The sequence below is a fragment of the Dyella lipolytica genome (assembly GCF_030160075.1).
Classification (GTDB): Bacteria; Pseudomonadota; Gammaproteobacteria; order Xanthomonadales; family Rhodanobacteraceae; genus Dyella_B; species Dyella_B lipolytica.
This window is the reverse complement of the sequence record NZ_BSNQ01000009.1, coordinates 225,435-250,212: the sequence shown is the minus strand read 5'-3', so window position 1 is coordinate 250,212 and position 24,778 is coordinate 225,435. Positions and strand designations below refer to the sequence as shown.

At 60.6% G+C, this 24,778-nt stretch carries 24 protein-coding genes; 11 read left to right on the top strand and 13 right to left on the bottom strand.

Annotated elements, in window-relative coordinates:
• Positions 1 to 5: 5 nt before the first annotated feature.
• The gene (locus tag QQL64_RS14255; RefSeq protein WP_284400866.1) at positions 6 to 2,537 is read right to left on the bottom strand and encodes a penicillin-binding protein 1A; all 2,532 of its coding nucleotides are present in this window, start codon (positions 2,535 to 2,537) and stop codon (positions 6 to 8) included.
• A 248-nt stretch (positions 2,538 to 2,785) separates the two neighbouring features.
• On the opposite strand from QQL64_RS14255, the gene QQL64_RS14250 reads away from it, so the two are divergent.
• The 5 genes from QQL64_RS14250 to QQL64_RS14230 are packed head-to-tail and all read left to right on the top strand — an operon-like array spanning position 2,786 to position 8,009.
• Entirely contained in the window at positions 2,786 to 3,844 is a 1,059-nt protein-coding gene (locus QQL64_RS14250) for a pilus assembly protein PilM (RefSeq protein ID WP_284400864.1), read from the top strand.
• Positions 3,844 to 4,566, top strand: a complete 723-nt coding sequence (locus QQL64_RS14245; protein WP_284400863.1) for a PilN domain-containing protein — start codon at positions 3,844 to 3,846, stop codon at positions 4,564 to 4,566. Before QQL64_RS14250 ends, QQL64_RS14245 begins: the two co-directional genes overlap by 1 nt.
• On the top strand, positions 4,566 to 5,237 hold the full coding sequence (locus QQL64_RS14240; RefSeq protein WP_284400862.1) for a type IV pilus inner membrane component PilO: 672 nt from the start codon (positions 4,566 to 4,568) through the stop codon (positions 5,235 to 5,237). Before QQL64_RS14245 ends, QQL64_RS14240 begins: the two co-directional genes overlap by 1 nt.
• 41 nt (positions 5,238 to 5,278) lie before the next feature.
• Positions 5,279 to 5,785 (top strand): pilus assembly protein PilP, encoded by a 507-nt coding sequence (locus QQL64_RS14235; RefSeq protein WP_404601067.1) that lies wholly within the window; start codon positions 5,279 to 5,281, stop codon positions 5,783 to 5,785.
• 55 nt (positions 5,786 to 5,840) lie between these two features.
• Positions 5,841 to 8,009: a type IV pilus secretin PilQ gene (locus QQL64_RS14230; RefSeq protein ID WP_284400861.1), complete on the top strand. Its 2,169-nt coding sequence runs from the start codon at positions 5,841 to 5,843 to the stop codon at positions 8,007 to 8,009.
• Between the two features lie 80 nt (positions 8,010 to 8,089).
• On the opposite strand, the gene QQL64_RS14225 is transcribed toward QQL64_RS14230, so the two are convergent.
• Positions 8,090 to 8,614, bottom strand: a complete 525-nt coding sequence (locus tag QQL64_RS14225) for an O-acetyl-ADP-ribose deacetylase (RefSeq protein WP_284400859.1) — start codon at positions 8,612 to 8,614, stop codon at positions 8,090 to 8,092.
• Positions 8,615 to 8,672: 58 nt separating this feature from the next.
• Here QQL64_RS14225 and QQL64_RS14220 point away from each other — a divergent pair, with 58 nt between their 5' ends.
• Entirely contained in the window at positions 8,673 to 9,143 is a 471-nt protein-coding gene (locus QQL64_RS14220; protein WP_284400858.1) for a MarR family winged helix-turn-helix transcriptional regulator, read from the top strand.
• Between the two features lie 74 nt (positions 9,144 to 9,217).
• Here the strand turns inward: QQL64_RS14220 and QQL64_RS14215 are convergent, their stop codons facing one another.
• The 3 genes from QQL64_RS14215 to QQL64_RS14205 all read right to left on the bottom strand — a co-directional run bounded on the left by QQL64_RS14215 (position 9,218) and on the right by QQL64_RS14205 (position 11,943).
• The gene (locus tag QQL64_RS14215; RefSeq protein ID WP_284400856.1) at positions 9,218 to 10,663 is read right to left on the bottom strand and encodes a M20/M25/M40 family metallo-hydrolase; all 1,446 of its coding nucleotides are present in this window, start codon (positions 10,661 to 10,663) and stop codon (positions 9,218 to 9,220) included.
• Between the two features lie 88 nt (positions 10,664 to 10,751).
• Positions 10,752 to 11,153 (bottom strand): large-conductance mechanosensitive channel protein MscL, encoded by a 402-nt coding sequence (gene mscL / locus QQL64_RS14210; protein WP_284400855.1) that lies wholly within the window; start codon positions 11,151 to 11,153, stop codon positions 10,752 to 10,754.
• A 103-nt stretch (positions 11,154 to 11,256) separates the two neighbouring features.
• Positions 11,257 to 11,943 (bottom strand): fumarylacetoacetate hydrolase family protein, encoded by a 687-nt coding sequence (locus QQL64_RS14205; protein ID WP_284400854.1) that lies wholly within the window; start codon positions 11,941 to 11,943, stop codon positions 11,257 to 11,259.
• Between the two features lie 301 nt (positions 11,944 to 12,244).
• On the opposite strand from QQL64_RS14205, the gene QQL64_RS14200 reads away from it, so the two are divergent.
• From QQL64_RS14200 to QQL64_RS14185, 4 genes are all read left to right on the top strand, one after another.
• The gene (locus QQL64_RS14200; RefSeq protein WP_284400852.1) at positions 12,245 to 13,480 is read left to right on the top strand and encodes an efflux RND transporter periplasmic adaptor subunit; all 1,236 of its coding nucleotides are present in this window, start codon (positions 12,245 to 12,247) and stop codon (positions 13,478 to 13,480) included.
• A 71-nt stretch (positions 13,481 to 13,551) separates the two neighbouring features.
• Complete coding sequence (locus tag QQL64_RS14195; protein ID WP_284400851.1) at positions 13,552 to 14,238, top strand: ABC transporter ATP-binding protein; 687 nt, start codon at positions 13,552 to 13,554, stop codon at positions 14,236 to 14,238.
• 10 nt (positions 14,239 to 14,248) lie between these two features.
• Positions 14,249 to 15,418 carry an ABC transporter permease gene (locus QQL64_RS14190; protein WP_284400850.1) on the top strand — a complete coding sequence of 390 codons (1,170 nt, stop codon included), beginning with the start codon at positions 14,249 to 14,251 and terminating at the stop codon, positions 15,416 to 15,418.
• A 14-nt stretch (positions 15,419 to 15,432) separates the two neighbouring features.
• Positions 15,433 to 16,749 (top strand): ABC transporter permease, encoded by a 1,317-nt coding sequence (locus QQL64_RS14185; RefSeq protein WP_284400849.1) that lies wholly within the window; start codon positions 15,433 to 15,435, stop codon positions 16,747 to 16,749.
• A 69-nt stretch (positions 16,750 to 16,818) separates the two neighbouring features.
• On the opposite strand, the gene yedA is transcribed toward QQL64_RS14185, so the two are convergent.
• The 3 genes from yedA to QQL64_RS14170 form a co-directional block, all read right to left on the bottom strand.
• Entirely contained in the window at positions 16,819 to 17,736 is a 918-nt protein-coding gene (gene yedA, locus QQL64_RS14180; RefSeq protein WP_284402197.1) for a drug/metabolite exporter YedA, read from the bottom strand.
• Between the two features lie 221 nt (positions 17,737 to 17,957).
• Complete coding sequence (locus QQL64_RS14175) at positions 17,958 to 18,848, bottom strand: methylated-DNA--[protein]-cysteine S-methyltransferase (RefSeq protein WP_284400847.1); 891 nt, start codon at positions 18,846 to 18,848, stop codon at positions 17,958 to 17,960.
• 69 nt (positions 18,849 to 18,917) lie between these two features.
• Positions 18,918 to 19,184 carry a hypothetical protein gene (locus tag QQL64_RS14170; RefSeq protein ID WP_284400846.1) on the bottom strand — a complete coding sequence of 89 codons (267 nt, stop codon included), beginning with the start codon at positions 19,182 to 19,184 and terminating at the stop codon, positions 18,918 to 18,920.
• A gap of 76 nt (positions 19,185 to 19,260) precedes the next feature.
• Between QQL64_RS14170 and QQL64_RS14165 the strand changes: the two genes are divergently transcribed.
• The gene (locus QQL64_RS14165; RefSeq protein WP_284400845.1) at positions 19,261 to 19,605 is read left to right on the top strand and encodes a Rieske (2Fe-2S) protein; all 345 of its coding nucleotides are present in this window, start codon (positions 19,261 to 19,263) and stop codon (positions 19,603 to 19,605) included.
• Positions 19,606 to 19,638: 33 nt separating this feature from the next.
• Here the strand turns inward: QQL64_RS14165 and QQL64_RS14160 are convergent, their stop codons facing one another.
• From QQL64_RS14160 to thiS, 5 genes are all read right to left on the bottom strand, one after another.
• The gene (locus QQL64_RS14160; RefSeq protein WP_284400844.1) at positions 19,639 to 20,922 is read right to left on the bottom strand and encodes a nucleotide sugar dehydrogenase; all 1,284 of its coding nucleotides are present in this window, start codon (positions 20,920 to 20,922) and stop codon (positions 19,639 to 19,641) included.
• Between the two features lie 48 nt (positions 20,923 to 20,970).
• Positions 20,971 to 22,788, bottom strand: a complete 1,818-nt coding sequence (locus QQL64_RS14155; protein ID WP_284402195.1) for an SLC13 family permease — start codon at positions 22,786 to 22,788, stop codon at positions 20,971 to 20,973.
• 173 nt (positions 22,789 to 22,961) lie between these two features.
• Positions 22,962 to 23,666 carry a tRNA (guanosine(46)-N7)-methyltransferase TrmB gene (gene trmB / locus QQL64_RS14150; protein ID WP_284400842.1) on the bottom strand — a complete coding sequence of 235 codons (705 nt, stop codon included), beginning with the start codon at positions 23,664 to 23,666 and terminating at the stop codon, positions 22,962 to 22,964.
• Entirely contained in the window at positions 23,666 to 24,466 is an 801-nt protein-coding gene (locus tag QQL64_RS14145; protein WP_284400840.1) for a thiazole synthase, read from the bottom strand. Before QQL64_RS14145 ends, trmB begins: the two co-directional genes overlap by 1 nt.
• 69 nt (positions 24,467 to 24,535) lie before the next feature.
• Positions 24,536 to 24,736, bottom strand: a complete 201-nt coding sequence (gene thiS / locus QQL64_RS14140) for a sulfur carrier protein ThiS (RefSeq protein ID WP_284400839.1) — start codon at positions 24,734 to 24,736, stop codon at positions 24,536 to 24,538.
• Between the last annotated feature and the right edge of the window lie 42 nt (positions 24,737 to 24,778).

Here is a 24,778-nt window from a genome sequence, read left to right as displayed (position 1 = left end):
GAAAATTAGAAAATGTCGTTAGCTTGCTGTTGATCCTGGTTTTGCTGCTGTTGCTGCAGGGCTTGGTTATGCAAGCGATCGACATCTTCGACCTTGAAGATTTCCGACATGGCATCAGGATCGCCCGCTGCGGTCGGCAGGCCGTTTTCACGGTTGATCTGTACGGTGGTAATACCAGGCGGCATCGGAATGGCGTTTTCAGGCAGGCTCTTGACCGCCTCGCCCATATAGTCGATCCAGATCGGTAGTGCGGCCTTGGCGCCAAATTCACCTTTGCCTAGCGAAGTGAAATCGTCAAAGCCAACCCACACCGCCGCCGACAGGTCGCCATTGAAACCCACAAACCAGGCGTCACGATGGTCGTTGGTAGAGCCGGTCTTGCCGGCCAGATCCGGGCGATTGAGCACTTTTGCAGCGTACCCCGTGCCCAGCGGCGACTGAATCACGTCCTTCATTAGGGAGGTGACGAGGTAGTCGTTGCGAATATCGATCACGTGCGGCGCCAGCACAGGTGGGGCGGCACCGTTGTGCGCGTCGGCAGGGAGCACAGTTTCGGCAGTTAGGGCCGCGCTGGTTGCAGGTGCGGGAGTGCTCGATGAACTTGCCGCAACGCCATTCGTCAACATGCTGGCCGGCGGCGGAGCGGGTGGGCTGTTTTGCAGCAGACGTGCCTGGCAATCGGCGCAGGCGCGCGCCGGATTGGCCACATAGACGGCTTTGCCATCGCGGTCGTCGATTTCGCCGATGAAATATGGCGTGACGAGATAGCCGCCGTTGGCGAACACGGCAAAACCGCGCGCCATGCTCAGCGGCGACACGGACGCCGTACCCAGCGCCATCGACAAGTTATTCGGCAGCGCGTCGAGTGGGAAACCGAAGCGGGTGACGTAATCGCGGGCGTAGCGCACGCCGATCGCATCGAGCAGACGCACGGAGACCAGGTTCTTCGATTCCACCAGCGCTTCGCGCAGCCGCATGGGGCCAGAGAATTTGTTGTCGTCGTTGCTGGGGGTCCACAAGCCATTCGGCTGGGACGGATCGGGCAGGGCCAGCGGCGCGTCATTGATGATCGAGGCTGCCGTAAAGCCGCGCTCAAAAGCCGCCGAGTAGATAAACGGCTTGAAGCTGGACCCCGGCTGACGCGCTGCCATCACGGCGCGGTTGAACTTGCTGCGCTGGAAGTTGAAGCCGCCCACCAGCGATTGAATGGCGCCATCCTCGGGGTTGAGCGATACCAAGGCGGCTTGTGCCTTGGGTATCTGTGTGAGCTGCCAGTTGCCCTTGTCGTCCTGAATCAGGCGGATGATGTCGCCGGGCTTGAGTACGGTGTTTACCGTCTTGGGCTCGGCACCGACGCGCGTCTCGTTGATATAAGGACGAGCCCAGCTCACGGCAGCGAGATCGAGCTTCACGGTCTTGCGATCGGGCAGGTAAACCGAGGCTTCGGTGGCAGCGGACGCGATAACCAGGCCAGGAGTCAGGCCGGCGACATCGTTATAGCTGGAAAGCAAGTTGCTGTAGTCGGCCTCGCTGGCGGCGGGGGGGAGTTCCTCATGGGTTTCGGGTCCGCGCCAGCCGTGGCGATGGTCGTAGATGGCCAGTCCATCACGCACGGCGGCCACGGCGGCTTGCTGACGCGTGCTTACCAAGGTGGTTTTAACCACATAGCCTTCGGTGAGGGCATCGTTGCCGAGGCGGTCCAGTGCCTGGACACGAGCCATTTCGGCAAGATAGGGGGCATCCACCTGGATCGGCTGCTCGTGCGGGGCGGCATCGTCCGGCGCTTGCATGGCCTGGTCGTACTGGGCCCGGTTGATGTATTTGTGCTCAAGCATCTGGCCGAGCACCCAGTTGCGCCGCGCGATCAATCGCTGGGTGTTGGTCAGCGGGTTGACCGCCGAGGGCAGCTGGAACGTGGAGGCCAATGCCGCGCATTGGGCCACGGTGAGCTGGTCCAGCCGCTTGCCGTAGTAGTACTCCGCGGCGGCCGCCACGCCATAGGAACGGTGCCCCAGGAACATCTTGTTGAGATAAAGCTCCAGGATCTGGTCCTTGCTGAGCTCGTTTTCCATCCGCAGGGCGATGAACATTTCGATCAATTTGCGCGAATACAGCTTTTGCGGGCTCAGGAAGAAGTTACGAGCCACCTGCTGGGTGATGGTCGAGCCACCCTGGGTTTTGTTGCCGCCAGAGGCGACCACGTGGAAACCCGCGCGCATCACGCCGCGCCAGTCGACGCCGGGATGGGTGTAGAAATCGGCGTCTTCGGCCGACAGGACCGCATGTTTGACCATATCCGGCACCTGGTCGATGGCGACCGGGATGCGGCGGGTCTCGCCAAAGGTGGCGATCAGCTTGCCATCGGCGGTCAATACCCGCAGCGGCACCTGCATGTGGTAATCCTTGAGCACCGCCACCGAGGGGAGTCGGGGGGCGAGTAGCCAGTAGGCCACTCCGGCGGCTGCGGCGATCAGCAGGAGGCCGCTGAAGCCCAGGATAAGGAACCAGCGCAGGAGGGCTTTCAGAATTCGCGTCATGTGAGTGTAGCGAGACCTGAGTCAAAACAGTTCAGAGTATAGATGTAGCAGTATGTTCGACATGAGCGACGAATTAGCAAAACCTTAATCGCGGCACCCGACGGGTTGGTCCAAATGTGCAGGCCATCACGTCAAAAGTCTCGAAGAAGATCGCGTAGACCGTTGCTATTGCGTTAATTTTTGGATCTAATGGCCCGGCAATCCTGCCAGCTACTGGCGGAAGCACCAGGGGTCAAGGGGGAATCATCGTGGGGCTCTTCACACCCAAGAAGCCGCCGCTCGTCGGTGTCGACATCAGTTCGACTGCCGTCAAGCTGCTGCAGCTCAGTCAGACCGGAGGCCGCTATCGCGTGGAGCACTACGCGATTGAGCCGCTGCCCCCCAACGCCGTCGTCGAAAAGAATATCGTCGAGGTCGAAGCTGTTGGCGAAGCCGTTCGCCGAGCGCTTGCGCGTTCGGGCGCGAAGATCAAGCACGCCGCGGCTGCCGTGGCAGGTTCTGCGGTCATCACGCGCATCGTGCCGATGGCTGCCGAGCTTTCCGACGAAGATCTGGAAGGCCAGATCCAGGTCGAGGCCAATCAGTACATTCCGTATCCGATCGACGAAGTAAGCCTCGATTTCGAGGTACTCGGCCCGGTGCGCGACAACCCCGAAATGAACAACGTGCTGCTGGCGGCATCGCGCACGGAAAACGTGGATATGCGCGTGGCTGCGCTGGATCTCGGCGGCCTCACTGCACAGGTGGTCGATGTCGAAGCCTTCGCACTGGAGAACGCTTTTGCGTTGATCGCCGACCAGCTGAATGTCGGTCGCGAGGCGTTAGTGGCCGTGGTCGACATCGGTGCCACGATGACGACGCTCTCCGTACTGAAGAACCAGCGCACTATCTATTCGCGTGAACAGGTCTTCGGTGGCAAGCAGCTGACCGATGAAATCATGCGTCGCTATGGCCTTTCCTACGAGGAAGCGGGTCGTGCCAAGCGCAAGGGCGGTCTGCCGGAATCCTACGAGACCGAAGCCTTGCAACCGTTCAAGGAATCGTTGGTGCAGCAGATCAGCCGCCTGCTGCAGTTCTTCTACGCCGGTAGCGAGTACAGCAAGGTCGATCAGGTTGTGCTGGCCGGCGGTTGTGCTTCGATCGACGGCATCAGTTCGATGATGGAAGAGCAGCTCGGCCTGCCTTGCGTGGTGGCCAATCCGCTGGCACGCATGTCGCTGTCCAGCCGGGTACAAGCCCAGTCGCTGACCCAGGATGCGCCTGCACTGATGATCGCGGTCGGACTCGCCATGAGGAGTTTCGACTGATGGCACGCATCAACCTACTTCCTTGGCGTGCCGAACGCCGCAAACTGCGCCAGCGTGAGTTCTTCATGCAACTCGGTGCTGCTCTCCTGGCCGCTATCGGATGCCTGCTGCTATGGGGCTTCTGGATGGGCATGCGCATCGATAACCAAAACGACCGCAACTCCTATCTGCAGGATCAGATCAAGCAGGTAGACGCGCGGCTTGCCAAGATCAGCGATCTAGAAAAGGTTCGTGCGCAATTGCTGGCACGCAAGCAGATCATTGAGCAGCTGCAGGCTAACCGTTCCCAGATGGTGCATCTGTTCGACGAGCTGGTTAAGACGATTCCTGGCAGCGCACGGTTGACCTCGATCAAGCAGAACGGCGATCAGATGGTGCTGGGCGGCGTCGCACAATCGAACGCCAGCGTCGCCGACTACATGCGCAACATCGAGGCTTCGCAGTGGATGGGGCAGGCTGACCTTAGCAAGACTGAAAACAGTCACGATGCATCGCGCATGCCGTACAGCTTTGGATTGACGGTTGCGCTGCAGCGGCCCAAGCAGGATGACGGCGCAGCACAGGGTTCCACCAATCCTGCTGCATCGAGCAGCAGCGGGGCCATCGTTGCACCGATGGCAACGGGAATTCCTCAAGCCACCAAGCCGACCGCGACACCTCCGGCATCTGTACAAGCACCGATTCAACCCAGTGCAGCGCCAGTCAAGGGAGGGGCCAAGTAATGAAACTCCTCGACGATCTGCGCAGTTTGGATCGCAACAACATCGGTGGCTGGCCGAAATCGGTCAAGACGTTCTTCACCGTATTGTTGTTTGCGGTGATCGTGCTCATTGGCTGGTACACGTTTATCAACGACCAGCAGAACGATCTGCAGACTCTTGCCGGCAAGGAAGAGCAGCTAAAGACAGAGTTTTCGCAAAAGCAGGCCAAGTCAGTCAATCTCGAAGCTCTGCAACAACAGTTGGACGAGATGAAAGACATGCTGCGCCAGCTGCTGCGTCAGTTGCCCAGCAAGACGGAAATGCCGGAATTGCTGGTCGACGTATCGCAGACGGCCTTGTCCGCCGGCCTGCAGCAGGAGCTGTTCCAGCCGGGCACCGAGGTATCGAAAGACTTCTACGCGGAGAAGCCGATCCAACTGAAGATGATCGGCACCTATCATCAATTCGGTTCCTTCATCAGTGGCGTTGCGTCGCTTCCGCGAGTGGTGATTCTCACCATGCACGATGTTTCCTTGACGCCACTCAATGCCCCTGCCAAGGGCGCCGAGCCCGGTCCGAACCAGTTGCTGGTGTTGCAGGGCACAGTGAAGACCTACCGCTATATGGACGATTCTGAAACTGGCGAAACGAGCGGCAAGGCGAAGAACAAGAAAGCAGGGGGGCAGAAATGAGAACCATGACTGCCATGAAGCCGACTAGTCTGGTCAAGTCTATGCGCTTAGCCAAACTAGTGTTGCTGGTTGGTACGGCGTTGGTCCTCGGAGGCTGCACTCGCGGCATGTCCGACCTGCGCGACTGGGTCGCGCAGGAAAAAGCCAAGCGCGGTGCGCCCATTCCTCCGCTGCCGGTGATCAAGACGTTCGAGACGTTCACCTACAGCGATCAAGACAAGCGCGACCCGTTCAGCCCAAGTCCGGACGAGCTGAACCAAAACAACGGCCCCCGACCGGATGAGGGCCGTGCCCGGCAACCGCTTGAGGCCTACTCGCTGGATAGCCTCAAGATGGTAGGCACGATCGGCAACGGCGCGTCGATGGAGGCCCTGATCAAGGATCCGGGCGGAGTCATCCATCGCGTGCACAACAACGAATACATGGGCCAGAACTACGGTCGCATCACCGCCATCAGCGGCGACAAGGTCGATCTGGTCGAATTGGTTTCCAACGGCAATGGCGGCTGGATGGAACGTCCAGCCAGCATCGCGCTCGGCGCGAAATAGGATGACAGGGGCTGATGCAATGACCAATCCAATCAAACCAGTCCGGAGCCGAGCCATGAGCCTGGCAAGCCGTTGCCTGATGACCGTCGTGATGCTGGGAGCCGCCACTTGGGCAAACGCCGCTTCGGCGACCAGCACACTTCAAAACATCACCTACAAGACCTTGCCGGGTGGTAGCGTCGAGTTGCGCATGAACTTCGACAACGGGCAGGTGCCCGAGCCGAAGGTCTTCACCACGGACAACCCACCGCGCATTGCGGTCGATTTTCCGGATACCGCCAACGATGCGGCGCGCCATCAGGATATCGGCGTCGGTACCACTACGGGCGTTTCAGCCGTCTCGGCCGGCGGACGCACGCGCGTAGTGGTTGAGCTGATGCAAGCCTCGACGTATCGGTCTCATGTCGAGGGCAACAGCCTGGTGATGGTCGTCAATAACGGCACTCAGACGCAGCCGGTCACTACGGCATCGACCATCGATCCGTCCAAGGCGCTGCCGTCGGCGATGAACGGTCCGGCGATCACCAATATCGATTTCCAGCGTGGCAACAATGGTTCTGGTCGCGTCTTGGTCAACTTCAACGGCTCGGGTGCGAACGCCAACATGCATCGCTCGAGCGACAATGTTGCGGTCGACATCGACAATGTGAAGTTGCCGGCCGGCCAGGCGCAGCGCTTGAACGTGCTCGATTTCGCCACACCAGTGCAATCGATCACGCCGCGTTCTACGTCTAACGGCGTACATCTCGATATCGCCTTCAGCGGCGATGTGGAAACCTCGTCCTACCAGACGGCCGACCAGTATGTCGTCGAAGTCACGCCCAAGAAGCACGATCCCAAGTCCGACAAGCTGGGCGTGGGTCCGGAGCCTGTCTACACCGGTAACCGAGTGACGTTCAACTTCCAAGATATTCCGGTGCGTTCTGCATTGCAGTTGCTGGCGGATGTTTCAGGACTGAATCTGGTGGCTTCGGATACGGTTGGCGGTAGCGTTACGCTGCGATTGGTCAATGTCCCTTGGGATCAGGCGCTGGATGTGATCCTGCGTGCCAAGGATCTGGACAAGCGTCGTGACGGCAACGTGATTTGGATCGCGCCGCAGAAGGAATTGGCGGATTACGAACAGAATGTGGCTGATGCACGTTTCAAGGCAGAAGACACCGCGCCGCTGGTTACGACCTATGTTCCGATCAGCTATGGCAAGGCGCAGGATATTGCCAAGCTGTTGACGAGTGGCAGCATGCAGAGTATCGCCGGTGGTGCCGGTGGAGCCAGCACCGCGTCGTCGCATCGCGGATTCCTTTCGCCCCGCGGCAGCGTTAGCTTCGACATACGTACCAATACGCTGTTGATCAATGACACAGCCGAAAAAACGTTGGAGCTGCGTGGGATCGTCGCGCAACTCGACCGCCCGGTTCAGCAGGTGCTGATCGAGTCCCGCATCGTGATTGCGACTGATGATTTCGAGCGCGACCTTGGTGTGCAGTGGGGTGTCAACGGGAATCGCACCAATCCAAGCGGGCAGGTTCTGCAGATCGGCGGTGCCCTGGGTGCTACACAGGGTAATAACACCTCGCCAGGTTCGAGCCAGTTGGGTTCAGGCAATTTGAACGTGAACATGCCCATTACCCCTACGTCAGGCAATCCTTCGACGCTCGCTGCTGCCATCCTTGGCAAGAACTACGCATTGGACTTGGAACTCCAGGCTGCGCAGCTGGAAGGGCGTAGCGAACTGGTTTCCAGCCCGCGCGTGATCACCGCCAATCAGCAGGAAGCGGATATCCGCCAGGGCCAGGAGATCGGCTACGTCACCTATCAGAACAGTGTTGGCGGAGGTGGCGCGAGTGGTACAGCAACGGTAGCGTTCAAGGATGCCGTGCTTGAGCTGAAGGTCACACCGACCATCACCGCTGACAATCGGGTGTATCTGGCCATTAACGTGAACAAAGACTCGCTCGACAAGTACATCACAGTGCCGGGCAGCGGCCAGGTACCTGTCATCGACACGCGGTCGCTCAACACGTCGGTACTCGTGGACAACGGTCAAACCGTCGTGCTTGGCGGCATCTATGAGGACAGCAAGACCGATACGACCAGCAAGGTGCCGGGACTGGGCGATATTCCTGGTTTGGGTGTGCTCTTCCGCAGCACGTCGCGCATCAACAACAAGGACGAGCTGCTGATCTTCGTCACGCCGCGCATCTTGAGCGACAGCTTGCAGTAAGCGAAAGAGAAATCGAAGTAGACGAAAAGGGGCGGCCACAGTGCCGCCCCTTCCTCGTTATAAACGATGCTTGATATCCCTCAAGCTTGAGTGAGCGCGCGCTGCCAAATGACCGACATGCGATCGTCGAAGCAGCAGAGCCGCACATCCAAATCAGAATGACTGGCCAAAAGATCGCGCAATGTGTCGATCGCCACGTTCGCTGCACGTTCCGCTGGAAAGCCGTAGACACCGCAGCTAATGGCTGGAAAACCGATGCTGTGCAGATCGTGCTGAATCGCCAGCACCACGCAGGCGCGATAGCAGCTTGCCAGCAGCTCGTCCTCTCCATCATGACCGCCGTGCCATACCGGACCAACGGTGTGAATCACGTAGCGGGCTGGCAATGCGAAACCCGGCGTCAATCGCGCTTCACCGGTAGGGCAGCGCACGCCGGGCGCTATTTCCGGTAGCGCACGGCAGGCTGCCAATAGCGAGGGGCCGGCAGCGCGATGGATCGCCCCGTCCACCCCGCCACCGCCCAGCAGGCCTGGATTGGCGGCGTTTACGATGGCGTCCAGAGTTAGTCGGGTAAGGTCGCCAGTAACGACGGTCATAGACGACATAAGTTCAGCCCGTTTCGGCTTATGCTTGGCTAACGTGATACCCAGAGTGCTACACATCATGGCGAAAACGGAAGACATTTCCTTCGGCTACTTGCTCAACGACATCACTCTGCTGTTCCGCAAACATTTTGATCGGCGCGCGGTGAAATTCGGGTTGACGCGCGCGCAGTGGCGCGCCACCAAAGTGCTGTATCACCGCGAGGGTCTGCGCCAGACGGAGCTGGCCGAATTCCTTGAAATGGAACCGATCGCAGTGGGTCGCGTCATCGACCGTCTGCAGGCGGCCGGATTCGTCGAGCGGCGCCCGGACCCTAAAGATCGCCGCGCCTGGCGTCTGTACACCACCACGCAGGCCAGCGGGGTAATCGACGATATGGAGCAGATCGCCTACGAATTGCGCCGCGAATGCACGACAGGCATCACCTTCGAAGAAATGTCCCAGGCGATGGACGTGATGACCCGCCTCAAAGAAAATTTGCAGGCGCTGGATACTACGGAAACGCCTGCCGAAAGCGACGAAGCCGAATAACGTTGCGCAGAATGCCAGCAAAAAAAGGCGGCCATCGGCCGCCTTTTTTTTGCTTCATGGGCGGACGCGCCTACTCAGTCGCCAGCGCCATCGCCAGCGAAGGCGCCTGGTGCGGAGCCGAAATCCCCGTCAGCCTGCGCAGCCATGTAGGTGAACACGGCGTACACCGCCACGTTCTGCGCCAACTGTTGCGGGTCGATCTTGTCCAGCGTGTCGTTGGCGGTGTGATGCCAGTCGAAGTAATAGGTGGCATCCTGGTCAAGCGTCAGTGCAGCCATGCCTTTCTGGTGCATCTGCGATAGATCCGATCCACCGCCGCCTGGACGCTTGGGATCGTAGGCAACGCCGACCGGCGCGAGCACCTTGGCGATCTGCTCGACGGCTTTCCGCGCTTGCGGCTTCACGCTCGCGCTCATCCGCCATACGGGGGCAGCGCCCAGATCCGACTCGGAACCAAGCTGGAACTTGCCGACTTCCGCAGCATGTTTGTCTGCATAAGCGCGACCGCCCCACAGACCCATTTCCTCGTTAGCGAACGCGATCACGCGAACCGTGCGATCCGGACGCTGAGGCAAATCGTGAATCAGCTTCGCAGCGCCCAGCGCAATGGCTACGCCGGCGCCGTCGTCGATGGCGCCCGTGCCCGGATCCCAGGAATCGAGATGGCCGCCGATGGCTACCACCTGATCGGGGTATTTGCGTCCAGTGATCTCGCCGATCACGTTGTAACCGGTGTATTGGCCGACGATGCCGCAGTCCAGATCGAGCTTCACCGTCACCGGCTTGCCGTACGCCAATACGCGTTCGAGCTGATCCGCATCAGGGTTCGACAGCGCCGCGGCGGGAATCGCCTTGGTGGGATCCGTGAAGCCCGTGACACCCGTGTGTGGTGTGCGGCTGTTGGCGTCAGTACCGGCCGAACGCAGCAGGAAGCCAGCCGCCCCCTTCGCCTGCGCGATCACCGGGCCTTGCACGCGAATGGGCGAGCCGATTCGGCCGTAATCGGTCCCCTCCTTGTGCCGCTGCATGCGCTCGCCGATGTAGACGATCTTGCCCTTTACGCTGGCCGGATCGGCTGCCTTCAGGGCATCCAGGCTGACGAACTGCACGACTTGCGCAGTGAGGCCGTCCTTGGGTGTGCCCGGCGAATAGCCCAGGGCGATCAGCGTGAGCGGCTGCGGAAAGGGCGCGACGATCGCGCCATGCTCGCTGTGGCGCTCCCACAACGGGTAGGTCACCGGCTCCGTATAGACCTTGTCGAAACCCAGCGCTTTGAACTTGGCGATGGCCCATTCGCGGGCGCGCGGGTCGTTTACGCTACCGGCCATACGTGAACCGACTTCGGTGGTCAGCGATTCGACAACCTTGTAGGCCGTGTCATCGTGCATGGCCTTGTCGCGCAACTGTTCCGCGGTTTTAACCGCGGTGCCGGGTATGGCGGTGGGCGCATCGGCAGCATGGGCGAAGCCGTTAGCCAGCATCAGGCTGGCGGCAATCAGGGTTAAAGCGGGGCGTTGCATCGGGCGACTCCTGGTAGCGAGCCCCGATTATGGGGCTCGCGCCAAGCTGTGCTTAGGCCGGAAGTCACGCCCGCGCGGCAAGCGGACGTTACTGCCGATTTTTCAGTAGATCGCGAATCTCGGTGAGCAAGGCCACGTCCGCCGGCGTAGCTGCGGCGGCCTTGGTGTAGAACCTATTGATGATCTTGACCAGGATGAAGATGGCGAATGCAACGATCACGAACGCGATAATCGTATTGACGAAGCTACCGTAGTTGATGGCGATCTCAGCAATCTTGTGCGCCGGGTTACTGTCGTCGGCCGGTTTGATCACCCATTTCATGGCCGAGAAATCGATGCCGCCGGTGAGCCAGCCGATCGGCGGCATGATCACGTCGCTAACCAGCGAGGTCACAATCTTGCCGAACGCAGCACCGATGACGATACCCACCGCCATGTCGACCACGTTGCCGCGCATGGCAAATTCCTTGAACTCCTGCAGCATGCTCATTGTCATCTCCCCGAGGTGGTAAGCCGGATGGCGCTTCCGACTTTAACGCAGCAGGTGGCGTGCAGACAGGGCTTTCGCTGCGGCAAGACAGCAAACGTTGCCTTCAGACGATGCGGCCATCCAGCGTAGCGACGCCGTGCAGTTCGGCATGGAATCGATCGCCACGCTGAAGCGCAGCCACGCCGGCCGGCGTGCCCGTGAAGATCAGGTCGCCTGGCTTGAGTTCAAACAAGGTGGACAGGGTTACGATGATCTCAACGACACCGTGCACCATCTCTCCAAGCCGACCCTGCTGGCGCAACGTATCATTCACATACAGGTTGATCGCGGTGTCTGCGTTCAGCGAGGTCTCGTTCGCCGGACACAAAGCAGAGACCGGTGCGGAATGATCGAACCCTTTGGCGACATCCCACGGGTGACTCTTCGCTTTGGCGATGGCTTGCAAATCGCGGCGCGTCAGGTCGAGCCCGACGCCATAGCCGAATACCGCGGCAGCGGCCCGAGTTGCATCCAGGTCGCGGCCGCCGGCTTTCAACGCCACTACCATTTCCACTTCATGATGCAGATCCGACGTAGCCTGGGGATAAGGCACATCGGCGCCATCGGTAACCACGGCATCGGCCGGCTTGCAGAAGAACATGGGCATCGAGGCGTCTACGGTCGCGCCCATCTCGCGCGCGTGCTCGGCGTAATTGCGGCCGATGCAGAACACGCGGCGAACCGGGAAACGTTCTTCGCGGCCAATAACCGGAAGGCTGGGGACGGCGGGGGCATCGATAACGTAGCGCATCGGTCAAGGTTAGCAGCTATGCTCTTTTCCGCAGAAGCAGTAGCCGTGATCGGTATGGCGGCGGACTGCAGAAAGGGTGCGCGTCAAAGGTCAGCCACGCGCAAGCCAAGTCGCGATCGCATGTGGCGACAGTGCCAATTGCATTGCACGGCAGCAATGATTCGTACATGTTGTCGATCCGCCCCCCATTCATACGTCATAAGACATGACAGCTGTCATCGATAACGGTTGATGGGCGCACGTGGTAGCCGCATGGGCAACCTACTATCTTGCGCCACTACAGGGACCATGGAGCATACGGGTGAGCAATACCGATCTTCTGAAGGAACTACGTATCGAACGCCATCAGCGCGAGGACCACGGCCACGGTCCCAGTCGCTGGCCGTGGATCGTCGGAGCAACGGTAATGATTTTGCTGGCGATCGGCGCCGGCAGCTGGTGGCTGCTAGGCCACCGTGCCGTACCGGTGCATACCGTCGCGGCCGTGCCAGCAGCGAATGATCCCGGCGCCGGCGCCGTCTTACAGGCGACGGGCTATGTCACGGCGCGCCGCCAGGCAACCGTCTCAGCCCAGCTCACCGGCACGCTGACCGCCGTACTGATCGAAGAGGGCGATCACGTCAAGAAGGGCCAGGTGCTGGCAAAGCTGGATGACAGCGAATACAAGGCCGCGCTCGATACCGCTGTGGCGCAGGCCAAGGCGGCTCATGCGCTGGTGAATCAATACCAGTCGCAGCTGACTCAGAATCTGCGTGATGCGGCGCGTGACGATGCACTAGCCAAGCAAGGTTTGGTATCGAAACAGACCGCCGAACAGGCACACACGCTGGCCGATGGCACTCGCGCCCAACTGGCGTCGCAACAAAAGCAGGCCGTAGCTTCTGATGCCCAAGTAGTCGAAGCGCAAGTGAACTTCGACTATTGCGTTGTACACGCACCGTTCGATGGCGTGATTACCACCAAGGATGCGCAGGTCGGCGAAATCATCTCGCCGTTCTCGGCAGGCGGTGGCTTCACGCGCACCGGTATCGGCACCATCGTGGACATGGATTCGCTGGAAGTCGACGTGGACGTCAACGAAGCCTATATCGGGCGGGTCACGCCAAGCATGCCGGCCGAAGCAGTGCTCGATGCCTATCCGGACTGGAAGATCCCCGCACATGTCATCGCGATCGTACCGGCTGCCGATCGCGGCAAGGCCACGGTAAAAGTGCGTGTGGCGATGGAACAAAAAGATGCGCGCATTGTGCCTGACATGGGTGTTCGCGTCTCGTTTCTGGAAGCGAAGCCTGTCGCCGCCGCGCGAGCAACGAAGGGCGTTTTGGTGCCGGCCAAGGCCATAGTCAAACGTGACGGCGGCGACAGCGTTTTCATCGTTACGGATGGCAAGGCTCATCGCCAGTCGGTGCAGCCCGCGGCGCAGGATTTTGGCGATCTGCGTCTGATCCCCGCGTCAGTCAACGCTGGGGATAACGTGGTGGTGTCGCCACCGGAAGACTTGCATGACGGTTCGGACGTAAGCGTACAAACCCAGTAACCACGACAGAAAACCGGCTCGCGCTGCTGATGCGCCGGCCCTTATTTGGTTCCACTCTGGAGGCTGTAGCTATGGGTACGTTGATTGAGATCCGCGATCTTTCCAAAGTCTACGAGCGCGGTAAACAAAAAGTCGAAGTACTGCATCACATCAATCTCGACATTGCCGAAGGTGATTTCCTTGCGCTGATGGGACCTTCTGGTTCGGGCAAAACGACCTTGTTGAATCTTGTCGGTGGCCTCGATACGCCTACAGGCGGAAGCATCACGGTTGCCGGACAACGCATCGATCAATTCGGCGCGGGTGCCTTGGCGCGCTGGCGCGCATCGAACGTGGGCTTCGTGTTCCAGTTCTACAATCTGATGCCGATGTTGAGCGCACAGAAAAATGTCGAGCTGCCGCTGCTTCTGACCAAGTTGTCCGGTTCGCAGCGTCGCAAGAATGCATCCATTGCATTGCAGCTGGTTGGATTGGCCGACCGCGCGTCGCACAAGCCGACCGAACTCTCCGGTGGTCAGCAGCAACGCGTGGCGATCGCGCGCGCCATCGTTTCAGATCCCAACTTGCTGGTGTGCGACGAGCCGACCGGTGACCTGGATCGTCAATCGGCCGAAGAAGTGCTGGGACTGCTGCGTCAGCTCAATCGCGAGCATGGCAAGACCATCGTGATGGTCACGCATGATCCGAAGGCTGCCGAGTACGCCAACCACACGCTGCATCTGGACAAGGGCACTCTGGTCGAACAGGCGATCGCCTGAGGAGACGGTGATGAAATACTTCCATCTCATTTGGGCTGCGCTGTTTCGGCGCAAGACCCGCACGCTGCTCACGCTGGTATCGATCGCGGCGGCATTTCTGCTATTCGGCATGCTTGACGCAGTGCGCATGTCGTTCGATCAGGCGGGCAAAAGCGCCAACGGCGCGCAACGTTTGCAGACGGGCTCCAAGTTGTCGTTTATCGATACCTTGCCGCAGGGCTTGGGCGAGAAGATCGCCACTGTGCCCGGCGTCAAATCGGTGGCCTATGCCAACTGGTTCGGCGGGGCGTATCAGGATCCGCACAATCAGGTGTTCACCTTCGCCGTTAGCGATAGCTACATCGACCAGTATCCAGAGGTGGCGGTTAGCGACGACGCGCGCAAAGCGTTCTCGAACACGCGCACCGGCATCCTGGTCGGCGAAAAGCTGATGGAGAAATACCACTGGAAAATCGGCGACCAGATTCCGCTGCAATCGAACATCTTTCCGCAGCAGAACGGCAGCAAGAACTGGACGTTCAACATCGTTGGGGTTCTGCATCCCATGGAACAGAGTGTGAGTTTTTACGGCCAGATCATCCTGATGCACTGGAAGTATTTCGACGATGCCGTATTGAAGGGCTACAACAATGGCCAGGTGGGCTGGTACGTCACGCGCGTCAACGACGTGAATCAGGCGGACCAGGTGGCGAGGGCCATCGATGCCGTATCGGCCAATTCCGACCATGAAACCCGCACGCAGACCGAAGCGGCAGCGACAGCGTCCTGGATGAAGCAGTTGGCCGATATCGGCCTGATCGTCGGTTCGATCATGGGCGCAGTGTTCTTCACGTTGCTGCTGTTGACGGGCAACACGATGATGCAGGCGGTACGCGAACGCACATCGGAATTGGCCGTGCTGAAAACGCTGGGCTTTTCCGATCGTGGTGTGCTGGCGATGGTATTGGCCGAATCCGTGCTGCTTGTGTTGCTGGGTGGCGTGATCGGTATCGGTTTGGCGACGGTGTTGATTCCCGGCGTCAGCGCCAACAGCGGCGGCATGCTGAATCTGCCCACGGTAGGCGCGAACAGCTGGTTGCTGGGCATCGTGTTGATGCTGGCGATAGGTGTGGTGGTAGGTGCTATTCCCGCATGGCGGGCCATGCGCCTGAACATTGTCGATGCGCTGGCTGGCCGGTGACAGGAGTCGAGATCATGACCTTTCTTTTCAATCTTCTCGTGTTGGCGATCCTGGTCGTCACACTGTACGTGTGGGTGCAATTGCCATGGTATGCAGTGCTGGTACTGGTAGTGGTGTTCGCAGTATGGATGGCACTTAGCCGGCGTGGTCGGCAGGCCGCGTCGGTGACCGGCGTGGGCGTCAGCACCCTCAGGCAGCGCCTGGGTTCCTCGTCCGTGGTCGTCATCGGCATCGCTGGCGTAGTGGGTGTGTTGGTGGCGCTGTTGGCGATGGGCGAGGGCTATAGCGAAACCCTGCGTAAGACCGGCAGTGACGATACCGCGATCGTGTTGCGCGGCGGTTCGGCCAGCGAGGTCAGTTCGGTGCTGACGCGCGACAGCATCCTGGTCATCGAGCAAGAGCCCGGCATCGCGCACGATAAGCAGGGCAAGCCGATCGCATCGGGTGAGATCGTCGTGGCGGCCAATCTGCCCGTGAAACGTGGTGCGCCGGGCGATGAAGGCAGCGTGCAGGTGCGCGGCGTCGACGATCAGGCGTGGGCATTGCGCCCCAACGTCAAGATCATCGCGGGCCGCGCGTTCAAACCCGGCATGCGCGAGCTGGTGGTAGGGCAGGGTGCGCAGCGGCAGTTCGTGGGTCTGGAGCCAGGGCATGAAGTAAAACTCGGCACGCAAACCTGGAGCGTAGTTGGTGTGTTTGCCTCCGGCGATGCGTACGACTCGGAAATTTGGGGCGATGCAGGCGTCGTGGCGGAAACCTATCGTCGCGGCAGCAGCCGTACTTCGGTGTTTGCCAAGCTCACCGACGCCAAAGCCATGGATGCGTTCAAGGCCGCGCTGACTGGCGATCCGCGTCTGCAAGTGGATGTGGACACCACGCTCAACTACTTCAGCAAGCAATCCGAAGGGATGAGCAAGGTGATGCGCATCATGGGCATCACCGTGGGTTCGATCATGGCGATCGGTGCCATCTTCGGTGCGCTCAACACGATGTTCGCAGCCGTCGCTGCACGCGCTCGGGAAATTGCCACATTGCGCGCGATCGGTTTTCGCGGTGTACCGGTCGTGGTGGCCGTGATGTTGGAAACCATGCTGCTGGCCCTGCTTGGCGGGCTCGTCGGCGGCTTGCTGGCTTGGCTCATCTTCAATGGCTGGACGGCTTCCACTTTGGCAACCGGCTCCACCGGGCAGCTCGCGTTTACCTTCAAAGTGACGCCAGAGCTGCTGTGGGAAGGTTTGAAGTGGGCACTTGCCATCGGTTTCGTCGGCGGATTGTTCCCCGCCGTGCGAGCCGCGCGATTGCCGGTTACGACGGCGTTGCGTGAGCTGTAATGCGTTGGCAGGAGCGCAGGCATTCGCTTGCGCTCCTGTTTCTTATGGATCAGATAAGGCTACCGTTTCTTAGCGCGTCTGCCGCTGCCGCACTACAGTGATGGTGATCACGCCAAGCACAATGATCGCCATGCCGGTGAGATCGAATGGCCCGACATGTTCGCCCGCGAGCAACACGCCGAACAGCACTGCCACGGACGGATTCACATAGGCATAGCTGGTCGCCAGTACCGGGCGTGCATGCTTCAGCACATAAAGGTAAGCACTGAACGCAATAAGCGAACCGAACACGACGAGATAACCGATGGCCAGCGTAGCGCGCAGGGTCGGATGCACCGGCAGCTGTTCACCGCCGCCGAAGCCGACGACAAGCAGTGCGATGCCAGCGCAGAGCATCTGCGCGGCAGTGTTCATTGGACCGGCAGGCATGTCCTGGTGTTTGCTCCATATCGAGCCGAAGGCCCAACAACACGAAGCCATCAGCAAGGCCGCCGCACCCAATCGCGAGCCGGACAGATTGCTGCCGAGGTTAAGCACGATCACGCCGATGAAGCCGATCACCAGTCCTATGTTTTCACGTCGATTCGGCCATGCGCCGTACAAACCGGAAAACAACGCGGCAAACAACGGTACGCTGGCCACTGCAACCGCTGAGATACCCGAACTCACGTGCTGCTCGGCAAAGCACACCAGTCCGTTGCCGAAGCCCAGCAGCAAGATGCCGGTGAACGCGGCGTTGCGCCACTGCAGCCGCGTCGGCAGTGGTGTGCCGCGTAAACACAAATAGCCGAACAACAGCACGCCGGCGCACAGGAAGCGCATACCCGCAAGCAAGAACGGCGGATAGCTTTCCAGCGCAAAGCGAATGCCGAGATAGGTCGAGCCCCAGATGATGTACAGCGCGAACAGGCTGAGCGGAATAAACACGCGCGTGTTCGCTATGGGGGGTGGCAACGTTGCAACAGGCGTGGCGGACGAATCGGTCATGAAGAAGCCAATGACGGTTTGGGCGGAATGGCTCGTCATCCCGACCTGCGTCGACATAACGGCTCAATGATTGACAGTGTGTCGCATGAGGAGACGCGGCATAGTCTACGGGTATATGCAACATAGATGAGGGCGGCTGCATGCAGTAGCGAGTCTTTTGCAAGACAGGTTTGAGGCGCCGTCAAGATAGTGCTGGCGGCGATGGTCGCCAGCAGAATGGCTCATGCGCGCGCTGCGCGGACTTGCCGTGGCGGATCGACAAGCTGCCCATGCTCGCGGGCAAGCAGTTCGCGCTTGCGCTCCACCCCCCAGCGCCAGCCCCCGGGCGAGCCATCTTCACGTACTACGCGATGGCAGGGCACGATCAGCGCCAGCCGGTTGCTGCCACAGGCATTCCCGATCGCCCGCGCCGCTTTCGGGCTGCCCAATTCGGCTGCCACTTCGCTATAGCTGCGCGTTTCGCCGGCAGGAATCCGCGTGAGCGCTTGCCACACGCGCCATTGGAAGGCGGTAGCGGCCACGTCGATCGGTGGCAATGCGGGAGCTTCAGCATCGCTCCAACCTAATTCGCTGGCGATGCGCGCAATCACTGCGTCGAGCCATTCCTCCCGGCCCGCATCCACGCGTTCGCGCGTGGCTTTGGGGAACTCGTTGGCGAGTCGTGTCTCCAACTCGGCATCGTCCGCGCCCAGCGTCACCGAGCAGATGCCGCGCGTGGTCGCGGCCACCAGCAGACGGCCCAGCGGTGTATCGGTCGTGGTGTAGCGAATGCTGGCACCGGCACCGCCTGCGCGGTAACTGGCGGGTGTCATGCCAAGCAGGCGATCGCTGTGTTCGTATACGCGGCTGCCGGAACCGAAGCCTGCGTCGTAGACGGCGTCGCTCACAGCGGCGCCTTTGCGCAACGCCGTTTTCAGTTGGCCAAAACGGCGGGCGCGATGGTATTCGGCCGGGCTCATGCCATAGCGGCGGCGAAACGCACGTTGCAGATGGCTAGGGCTGAGCCGCACGACGTCGGCCAGGGCATCCAGGGTGGGGGCTTCGTCGGCGCGTTCGATCAGCGCGCGGACGCGTTCCAGCGAATGATCGAGGTTGGCGGATAGATCAGACATGGCGGCATCCGATAGCGAATGCCTTCAGCTTAGGATCGGTAGGGTCCGTTAACCATCCGGATCTTGCGCTTAATGGGCGACCGGACGGGAACTGCGGATAACGACGTATTCGCCTTCCAGCACGTCGGGTTGACTCGTCTTGCGCGAAGGGCTCGTGAGATGGGCGCGCTTCCACTGCCGCCACACCAGCCACAGCGCACCGCCGACCATCAGCACACCGGCAACGACCAGCCCGAACACCATCAAAATGGCGATGACGAACAAACCCAACACCAGGGAAAGCGCCTGGGCGAGCGGATGGCGGCGGCGATGCATCAGCGGAAGTACGATGCGCATGTTAAAAATCCGTGTGTTAAAATCAATGACTTACGCGTGAAACAATGAGGCCTTCGGGCCCGCGAGGCAAGTGCCGATGGATACAGCAACCGCTCCCCGCCGTTTATGTCGGCTCGACGAAATGCATGACGGCGAAGCGATGGCGCTGGATGTGACGCTGCCTTATGGCGAGGAAAGCGTGATCCTGCTACGCCAGGGCGAGCGCGTGAATGCATGGCTGAACATCTGTCCACATGCCGGTCGTCGCCTGGATTGGGCGCCGGGCAAATTCCTGATCTCGCGCGGCATGCTGGTTTGTGCGGCGCATGGCGCGTCCTTCAACATCGACAACGGCGAATGCAACGGCGGTCCGTGTCGTGGTGAAAGCCTGCGCACCGTGCCCGTGCGCGTCGAACACGGCGACGTGCTGCTCGATATCTGATTCGCCTCTTTTCCTTCTCCTTCAGGAGAAGTCTTAAAGACGACCGTGGACTTGCTCTTTCGGCAGCACGCCCTTGATGTCGTACACGACGCCGTTAGGCATGGCGAATGCACGCGTGTCGTAACTGCCGCCATGATTGAATTGTTCGTGCGCGACCGCGAGTACGACGGCGGCATAACTGCCATTCGCCTCGACGTTGGGCAGCAACGTCAAACCGTAGCTCTTGTGCGCCTCGTCTGCATCGGCCCATGGATCGTGCACGTCGACCGATGCGCCGTAGCTTTCCAGTTCGCGTACAAGATCGACAACGCGCGTATTGCGCAGGTCGGGGCAGTTTTCCTTGAAGGTCAGGCCCAGCACCAGCACACGGCAGCCACGAATTGCGTGACCTTGTCCCACCATCAGCTTGATCACTTCGCTCGCCACATGCTGACCCATCGCATCGTTGATGCGGCGGCAGGCAAGCAGAATGTCCGGGTAGTAACCGGTCGATTGCGCCTTCTGGATGAGGTAGTACGGATCGACGCCGATGCAATGTCCACCGACCAGGCCAGGCCTGAACGGCAGGAAGTTCCATTTGGTGCCGGCGGCGGCGAGCACATCCTGCGTGTCGATGCCGAGCCGATGGAAGATCAGCGCGAATTCGTTGATCAGCGCGATGTTGGCATCGCGCTGCGTGTTTTCGATCACCTTCGCCGCCTCCGCCACCTTCAGGCTCGGTGCCTTGTGCGTGCCAGCGGTGATGATGCGTGTGTACAACGCATCGACGAAATCCGCCGTCTCCGGTGTGGAGCCGGACGTGATCTTCGGAATAGTCGTGAGCCGACGTTGCCTATCGCCGGGATTGATGCGTTCGGGGCTGTAGCCCACCGTGAAATCGATATTGAAGCGCAAGCCCGATGCGCGTTCCAACTCGGGCACGCAGATTTCCTCGGTAGCGCCGGGATATACGGTGGACTCGTAGATCACCACGTCATCCTTGTGAAGCACGCTGCCGACCATCTGGCTGGCGCGGATCAACGGCGTGAAATCGGGGCGTTTGTGCTCGTCCACCGGTGTGGGCACGGTGATGATGAACACGTTGCGATCCCGTAATGCATCTACGTCTGTGGTGAAGCGCAGATGTTGTGCAGCGACCAGTTCGTCGGCCGAGGTTTCCTGATTGTCATCCGCACCGCGCCGCAAAGCGTCCACGCGTGCTACATCGATGTCGTAACCGAGCGTATCGAACAATCGACCGAATTCCGCCGCAAGCGGTAGGCCGACATAGCCGAGCCCGATGATGGCAAGACGAGGTTCGCGCGGATGAGTGGTCATAGAAGATTCGCTCGGCGTGGACGGGCAATTAATGAAACATAAGGGGAATTAACGAAACATGAGGTTAATGGCAACCAGCGTAATCACCAGCACGATAAAGGTCAGCGGCAAGCCCGCACGTAGAAAATCCTTGGCGCGATAGTCGCCGGGGCCGGTCACCATCATCAGGGCAGGATGGCCTGAGCTCAGCAGGAAGGTGTTGGATGAGGACACTGCGACGATCAGCGCGTACGCCGAAGGATTGCCGCCTGTGGCAACGGCCACGCTGATGGCCACCGGCACCATCATCACTGTGGCGCCCACGTTCGACATCACCTGCGAGAAGCACAGCGTGAGCACGGCCAGCGACGTTTGCAAAATCCATGGCGAAGCATGTCCCAAGTGCAGCAACACTTCCTGCGCCAACCACGCAGCGGTGCCGGTGGAATCCATCGACCAGCCCAGCGGAATCAGGCAGGCAGTAACGAAGATCGTTTTCCAGTTCACCGCTTTGTATGCCTCGTCCATATTCAGCACGCCGCTCAGCAGCATGCCGATGGCGCCGGTCATCATGGCGATGGAAAGGTCGAGATTGGTGAACAGCGCCAGTCCCTTTGCGAGCAGAAAGAAGCCCACTGCCTGCCAGACCTTGTTGGGGCGCTGCTCTTCGCGCGGAATGTCGGTGACAACGACGAGATCTTTGTCCTCGGACACTTCCTGCAGCGCGCGCCAGCTGGAATGCAACACCAGCGTGTCGCCGGTGCGCAGGCTCACCGTGCGCAAGTCGTCGCGATAAATATGATCGCCGCGCGTAACGGCCAATACGGAAATGCCGTAGCGCTTGCGCAGACGCAGGTCGCCAACGGATTGCTTGAGGAAGCGCGAACTCGGCGGAATCACCGCTTCGGAAATACCCGCACGTGTCGGATTGAACAGTTCACCCAGCTGCCGCATGCGCGGTGAAACCTTGCATAGCTGGTTGTTGGCAAACCGGTTGAGTTCTTCGCGCGGACCCAGCACGCCGAGTACCGAACCGACCCAAATCACCTGATCCGCAGGCGGCGCCATGCGTGCGTCGTTACCGCTCTTGATCGCCAGGATCAGTGGTGCGCCATGCAGCTGCTCCACTTCGCCGATGCTCATGCCAACCAGCGGACTTTCGGCGGTGACGGTGAGCTCGGCGGTTTCACCGACGATGCCGTAGGTTTCCGCAAAGTAGCTTTCGGTACGGCCCGGCGTGACTTTTTGACGTTCGTCTTCGCGCTCGGGCAACAGCTTGTTGGTGAACAGATAGAAGAACAGCACACCCGTGATCGCCAGTGCGAGACCGACCGGCGTTACGCTGAACAGGCCGAACTTGGGCACCGTCTGCGCGCCCGGTGGCAGGTTGGCGTTGGCGCTGGCGATCAGGTCGTTCAACACGATCAGCGGCGAGTTCGCGATCAGCGTGGTGTTGGTCGCCGTGAGGATGCAGAACGCCATCGGCAACAACAGTCGCGAAATCGGCACGCCGGTGCGCGCGGAGAGACGGCTGGTCACCGGAATCATCAGTGCGGCCAGTGCCTGGCTGGGGATCACCGCGCTAAACAGGCTGGTGACCGCGTTGATTACCACCCCGAGGCGCGACTCCTTGCCGCGCGCCATGCGCATCACGAATTGTGCGGTCAGGGCGAGCACGCCGGCGCGGTCGAGTCCGGCGCCCATGATCATGATCGCGATGATCGCGATCACGGCGTTACCGGCGAAGCCGTTGAATACACGGTCCGAAGGAATCAGGCCGGTCAGGCCGATCACCACCACCACTAGCAGCGCCACCATGTCGGCGCGAATCCATTCCAGCACCAGCATGAGCATGGTGAAACACACCAGCCCGAGTACCAGGATCATTTCGGGGGTGAGGGCGAGTGCCACTATCGAACGTCCCTGTCGGGGGCTGGCCAAAGCTGGATACGGCGGGGCAGTGAATGCTTCACGCTATGACTCGTCCCTGTTTGACGCGAAAGTATAAGCGTCTGCGCGGGCGAGCTGGTGAACCGTTGCCGCATTACTGGCTCTAAAGCTCAGACCTTCCGGTAAAGCAGGTCCCACACGCCATGACCGAGCTTCAGGCCGCGCCGCTCGAAATGCGTCTCGATGCGCCAGTCCGGCTTTTCGGCGTATTGGCCCGGAGCCACCGCATTGCGCCAATCCGGCGCCGCTTCCATCACCTCTAGCATGTGCTGTGCGTAAGGCTCCCAATCGGTAGCCAGATGCAGCAGGCCGTTGGGCGCCATGCGCGTGGCTAGCAGGGCGACGAACTCCGGCTGAATGATGCGGCGCTTGTTGTGGCGCTTTTTGTGCCAGGGATCGGGAAACCAGACACGTGCTTCGGCGAGTGTGCCGGGCGGAATCTCCTGCTCCAGCACTTCCACCGCGTCATGCTTGTAGAGGCGCACATTGGCGGCATCCCGCGCCGCCAGGGCATTCATCAGCCGACCCACACCGGGGCCATGCACTTCGACGCCGATATAGTCGCGGGCGAGGTCATGCTCGCTGGCCCAGGCCAGCGCCTCGCCATTACCGAACCCGATTTCCAGCACGCAGGGTGCATGGCGGCCGAAGCGCGTATCGAAGTCCTGCTCGGCACCGGTGTAATCGATGCCGAAGCGTGCCCAATGTGTTTCGAAGGCACGCTGCTGGGCGGGCGTCATACGTCCTTCGCGCAGCACGAAGCTGCGGATGCGGCGCATGTATTCGGGCGCGTCGTGGCCGGCGCGGTCGCTCATCAGCCGATGGTGCCGTCGATCGGACTGGACGCCGAGGCATAGCGCTTGCGTGGAATGCGACCGGCGCGGAAGGCGGCGCGGCCGGCTTCGATCGCGAGCTTCATGGCATGCGCCATGAGCACCGGGTCTTTGGCGCCGGCGATGGCGGTGTTCATCAGCACACCGTCGCAACCCAGCTCCATGGCGATCGCTGCGTCGGAAGCGGTGCCCACGCCGGCGTCGACGATGATCGGCACCTTGGCGTTCTCGATGATTTCCAGCAGGTTGTAGCGGTTCTGGATGCCGAGGCCGGAGCCGATCGGCGCAGCCAACGGCATCACTGCCACGCAACCGATGTCTTCCAGTTTGCGGGCGAGGATCGGATCATCGGTGGTGTAGACCATCACGTCGAAGCCGTCGGCCACCAGCTGCTCGGCGGCTTTGAGGGTTTCCAGCACATCGGGATAGAGCGTGCGTTCATCGCCCAGTACTTCGAGCTTCACCAGCTTGTGGCCGTCCAGCAGTTCGCGCGCCAGTTTGCACGTGCGCACCGCGTCGACCGCGTTGTAGCAGCCGGCCGTGTTGGGTAGCAGGGTGAACTCATGGGGTGGCAGCGCATCGAGCAAATTGGGTGCGTTGGGATCCTGGCCGAGGTTTACGCGACGGATCGCGGCCGTGACGATCTGTGCGCCAGCGGCCTGAGTGGCACGACGCGTCTCATCGAGATCCTTGTACTTGCCGGTGCCGGTCAGCAGGCGGGAGCCGTAGCTCTTGCCGGCGATGATCAGGGAATCGGTGGTGTCGAGCGTCTTGATATTCATGGGGTGACATTCACTAAGGGCGGGCCGACGAGCCATGGGCGCGGGGAAGAGCAAAAGTGGCGTGACGTATCAGCCGCCGCCGATGGCATGGACGATCTCCACTCGATCGCCCTCGCGCAGCTCGTGACCCTCGTGCAGGCTGCGCGGCACGATTTCCTGGTTCACTTCTACCGCGACGCGGCGGCCGGCATAACCGGCTTCGTGGAGTAATTGGGTAACGGTAGTGCCTTGCCCGCAATCGCGCGGATGGCCATTGAGCGTGATCTGCATCCGCCTATTGTAACGGCACAGGCCCGGCGGTTGGCCGGGCCT